Source organism: Lentiprolixibacter sp. (assembly GCF_982873095.1).
In genome coordinates, this window is sequence record NZ_CEYNTP010000236.1 from 1 (window position 1) to 4,216 (window position 4,216).

Annotated in this window: 4 protein-coding genes; 2 read left to right on the top strand and 2 right to left on the bottom strand. The window is 48.8% G+C overall.

Translation table 11 applies throughout. The annotated features are described in order from the left end of the window. Positions 1-39 precede the first annotated feature (39 nt). Entirely contained in the window at positions 40-1,218 is a 1,179-nt protein-coding gene (locus AC4E7D_RS12235) for an acyl-CoA dehydrogenase family protein (RefSeq protein ID WP_490174075.1), read from the top strand. A 4-nt stretch (positions 1,219-1,222) separates the two neighbouring features. On the opposite strand, the gene AC4E7D_RS12240 is transcribed toward AC4E7D_RS12235, so the two are convergent. Continuing rightward, positions 1,223-2,284 carry a phosphotransferase enzyme family protein gene (locus tag AC4E7D_RS12240; RefSeq protein ID WP_490174076.1) on the bottom strand — a complete coding sequence of 354 codons (1,062 nt, stop codon included), beginning with the start codon at positions 2,282-2,284 and terminating at the stop codon, positions 1,223-1,225. Positions 2,285-2,296: 12 nt separating this feature from the next. Continuing rightward, a complete protein-coding gene (locus AC4E7D_RS12245) occupies positions 2,297-3,193 on the bottom strand; it encodes a nucleotidyltransferase family protein (RefSeq protein ID WP_490174077.1) in 897 nt (298 codons plus the stop codon). A gap of 149 nt (positions 3,194-3,342) precedes the next feature. Between AC4E7D_RS12245 and AC4E7D_RS12250 the strand changes: the two genes are divergently transcribed. Next, the coding region (locus AC4E7D_RS12250; protein ID WP_490174078.1) for a coproporphyrinogen-III oxidase family protein at positions 3,343-4,216 on the top strand (874 nt) is incomplete at its 3' end.

A 4,216-nucleotide genomic window follows, 5' to 3' on the forward strand; every position in this document is an offset into this window, starting at 1 on the left:
AAAGGGGTGCTTTAAGTACCTTTGTCCAAAATATATGGTATGAAACCCGACCTTTTTGAAGCTCCTGATTATTATAATTTAGACGACCTCCTGAGCGAGGAACATAAGCTGGTTCGTGATGCTGCCCGCAGTTGGGTAAAACGCGATATATCCCCTATCATTGAGGAATACGCCCAAAAAGCGGAATTTCCTACTCAGATCCTAAACGGCCTTGCCGAAATTGGTGCCTTCGGGCCGTATATCCCTGTTGAATACGGAGGTGCAGGCCTCGATCAGATCAGCTACGGCCTGATCATGCAGGAAATCGAAAGGGGAGACAGTGGAGTACGGTCCACGGCATCTGTACAATCCTCATTGGTGATGTACCCCATTTTTACCTATGGGTCGGAAGAACAACGTAAAAAATACCTGCCTAAATTGGCTACCGGGGAACTCATGGGTTGTTTTGGGCTTACTGAACCGGACCATGGTTCTAATCCTGGGGGTATGGTCACCAATTTCAAGGACAAGGGTGACCATTACCTGCTCAATGGGGCGAAACTTTGGATCTCCAATTCCCCCTTTGCAGACATTGCCATCGTCTGGGCGAAAAACGAGGAGGGAAGGATCCACGGCCTGATCGTAGAACGCGGTATGGAAGGATTCTCTACCCCGGAAACCCACAATAAATGGTCGCTGCGCGCTTCGGCCACCGGGGAACTCATTTTTGACAATGTAAAAGTCCCCAAAGAGAACCTTTTGCCCGGCAAAAATGGTTTGGGCGCTCCACTTGGTTGTCTGGATTCAGCCCGTTACGGTATCGCATGGGGGGCCATAGGTGCTGCCATGGATTGTTATGATACGGCCTTGCGTTACGCCAAAGAACGCGTGCAATTTGGAAAACCTATAGCTGCCTTCCAATTGCAACAGAAAAAACTGGCTGAAATGATCACAGAGATCACCAAAGCCCAGTTGTTGGCCTTCCGTTTGGGACAGCTCAAGAATGAGGGAAGGGCCACAACGGCTCAGATTTCCATGGCCAAACGGAACAATGTTGAGATGGCAATCAACATTGCCAGGGAGGCCAGACAGGTGCTTGGCGGAATGGGAATTACAGGCGAATACAGTATTATGCGCCATATGATGAACCTCGAATCTGTGATCACCTATGAGGGGACCCACGATATCCACCTCCTGATTACGGGAGCAGATATAACCGGCCATCCTGCATTTAAATAGCAGCTTATTCCTTTGGGAAATACTTCTTTAGAAGGGCTGTCATAAAAGGAGTTTCTTCTTTTGCCAGGGCGGCAAACCGAAATAGTCCCAATGATCTGTCGAGATTTTGTCTGGGGTACCTGACCTGATAATACACATCTCCCATAAGGTAGTCGGTAAGGGCACGGATGCCGTGCAAAAACGGCATCAGTTGGGCCCCAACGGGCAGGCAGTCTATTTCTTTCCGGCTAAGGAAACTGGCCGTATTGCTGAGACCGGCAACAAAGGCTTCGCAGTAATCACGGTTAAACACGATCTTATCCGGATCGGCTTCTTCTTCAGGCACGGTGTTGGCTATGGTCCTCAGGGCATCGCCAAAATCGTAATGGAAATACCCGGGCATTATCGTGTCCAGATCAATCAGACATAACCCCCTACCATCCTTATTGGAAAAGAGGAAATTGCTCATTTTGGTGTCGTTGTGGCACACTCTCAAAGGGAGGAGGTGATCCTCCCCGGAAAGCAAGGTTGCCGAAGCACTACTGGCATAGGCGATGGCTTCTTCCGCCTGGATTTTCCGTTCCGGATTTACTTTTTCCAATGCCGTTCTGAACTGTTTCACCCGCAGCTCCAGTTGCTGGAAACCGGGTAGGCTTTCCTGGAACTCCCTCGGATTTGCCCTGTCCAGTAGCTTGTGAAAGATACCCAGGATTTTTCCGGCCTCCCTGGCTGTTTCTGCACTCGGACAATAGGGGTAGCTAATGCTCTCGGGGACGTAGGTCATCAATCGCCAGCAGCTTCCGTCTTCTAGTAGCAGGTAGGAATTACCCTCTCGTGTTTGAATGATTTCCGGTCCCGTATATCGGGGGTCATTCAGGTAAGGCAAGGCCTTTACCAGATTATCCATAAGTGCCCCAACATTGGTAAAAACACGGGTATTGATGTGCTGGAGGATGTATCGGGGCCTCTTAGCGTAGTAAAGGGTGAAGGTACGATTGATGTACCCCTGGCGCTGGGGTACAATTTGGGTAGTATCCAAAGGAATAGGGAAATTTTCGAGCACCTTTTTCAATTCCCCATTGCGCATAAGTACGTTTGTTTAGGATACTACAAGGGGCCAAAGGGGACTTTGGTACCCTCCCGCCCGGGTCATTTCCCGTAAAGCGTTCATGGCCTTTTCTTTATCGTCCAGATAGGTAACACCGAACCACATGCTTTCGGACGGAATGACCTCTACCTGGGCTTCTTTTTCCTGCAGCATGGCCTGGATCACAAAGGGCAGGTAAATTTCTCCCCGTTCCAGATTTTCCCCGGATGAGATAAAGGCTTTGAGGTCATCGGTAATTCGTTCAAAAATCGAGGGATGACAGACCCAAAAGTTCATGCTCACCAATTCTTCTCCGCTAAAGCGTATCCCGGAATCGGTATCCACAATACCATCGTCCTGAGCTTCAATTTTGGTCCGTTCTATAACCGATACGAGGTGGCTGCCGTTTTGTTCACAAACCCCACGCGATACCGATCCATGTTCAGACAGTGTATCCTTGAGTGTATAGGCTACCAGTCCAAATGCATTGCCACCCTTCTGATTCTTTATAAAACGCGCAGCATTCTGATAGGCGTTCTTTCCATAGTAGTCGTCGGCGTTGATCACCACAAAAGGAGCATCGATCACTTCGCGGGCCGTCCATACCGCATGCGCTGTTCCCCAGGGTTTCGCCCGTTCCCCATTGAAGGTAACGCCCTCAGGAAGGTCATTAAGCTCCTGGGCGAGTACATCGAGTTTTACGTGCTCCGGAAGCCGCGGGCTGAGATAATCCCGTAAAAATTCCACATTGGCCTTTTGGGTGATCACCACAATGTGGTTGAACCCGTTTTGCAGAGCGTCGTAAATGCTGAATTCCATGAGGAATTCCTCGTTAGGCCCTAGGCCGTCGAATTGTTTTAGCTTTCCATATCGGCTGCCCTTACCGGCAGCCATGAGTAGCAGTGTCATAGTCTCCATTTCTGGTGGCAAAAATAGGATTTATGGGCCAAATGGAAAGGAAGAACGGATATAGATCCCATTTTTAACGATAAGATAAACTGATTTTTATCATTTTTTGCAGGAGCTAAAGAAATTAGCTTTGTTAGAAACAGCCACATATGCCCAGTTTAATTGCCAAATATAACGTCCCGGGTCCCCGCTATACCAGTTATCCTACCGTTCCCTACTGGGACATGGATGCCTTTTCTGGCAAGCGCTGGAAGGAGACCTTGAAGGTGAGTTTTGATGAAAGCAATCTGGAACAGGGGATCAGTGTCTATATCCACCTGCCGTTCTGTGAGAGCCTTTGCACGTTTTGTGGTTGCCATAAACGGATAACCAAGCGGCATGAAGTGGAATTGCCCTATATCAAGGCAGTACTTCGTGAATGGCGTTTGTACTGTGATCTTTTTGGTTCCCGACCTCTGGTAAAGGAACTTCACCTGGGCGGAGGAACCCCAACCTTCTTTTCTTCGGAACACCTGGAAATGCTGATTAACGGCCTCTTCCGTTGTGCGGACCGTGCGGAGGATTATGAATTCAGTTTTGAGGGGCATCCCAACAATACTACTAAGGAACACATGCAAACCCTTTATAACCTGGGGTTCCGGAGGGTAAGTTTTGGTATTCAGGATTACAGCAAATCTGTGCAACAGGCCATACATCGTATCCAGCCCTATGGAAATGTGAAAAATGTAACGAACTGGGCCCGCGAAATTGGCTACACTTCTGTAGGACACGACCTGATTTACGGTCTTCCCTATCAGCATTTATCGCATGTGGAGGCTTCCGTGGTAATGACCAAATCCCTGATGCCTGATCGTATCGCTTTCTACAGTTATGCCCATGTCCCCTGGTTGAAGGGCAGCGGACAACGCGGATTTAAAAAATCCGATCTACCCACCCCGGAAGAAAAGCGTCACCAGTACGAATGGGGCAGGGAGCTATTGATTAATGCCGGCTATGAAGAAATAGGCATGGATCATTTTGCCT

Bases quoted from the DNA above. Each gene is read 5' to 3' on its own strand.
- AC4E7D_RS12235 (WP_490174075.1), top strand. From the start codon at position 40: ATGAAACCCGACCTTTTTGAAGCTCCTGATTATTATAATTTAGACGAC.
- AC4E7D_RS12240 (WP_490174076.1), bottom strand. From the start codon at position 2,284: ATGCGCAATGGGGAATTGAAAAAGGTGCTCGAAAATTTCCCTATTCCT.
- AC4E7D_RS12245 (WP_490174077.1), bottom strand. From the start codon at position 3,193: ATGACACTGCTACTCATGGCTGCCGGTAAGGGCAGCCGATATGGAAAG.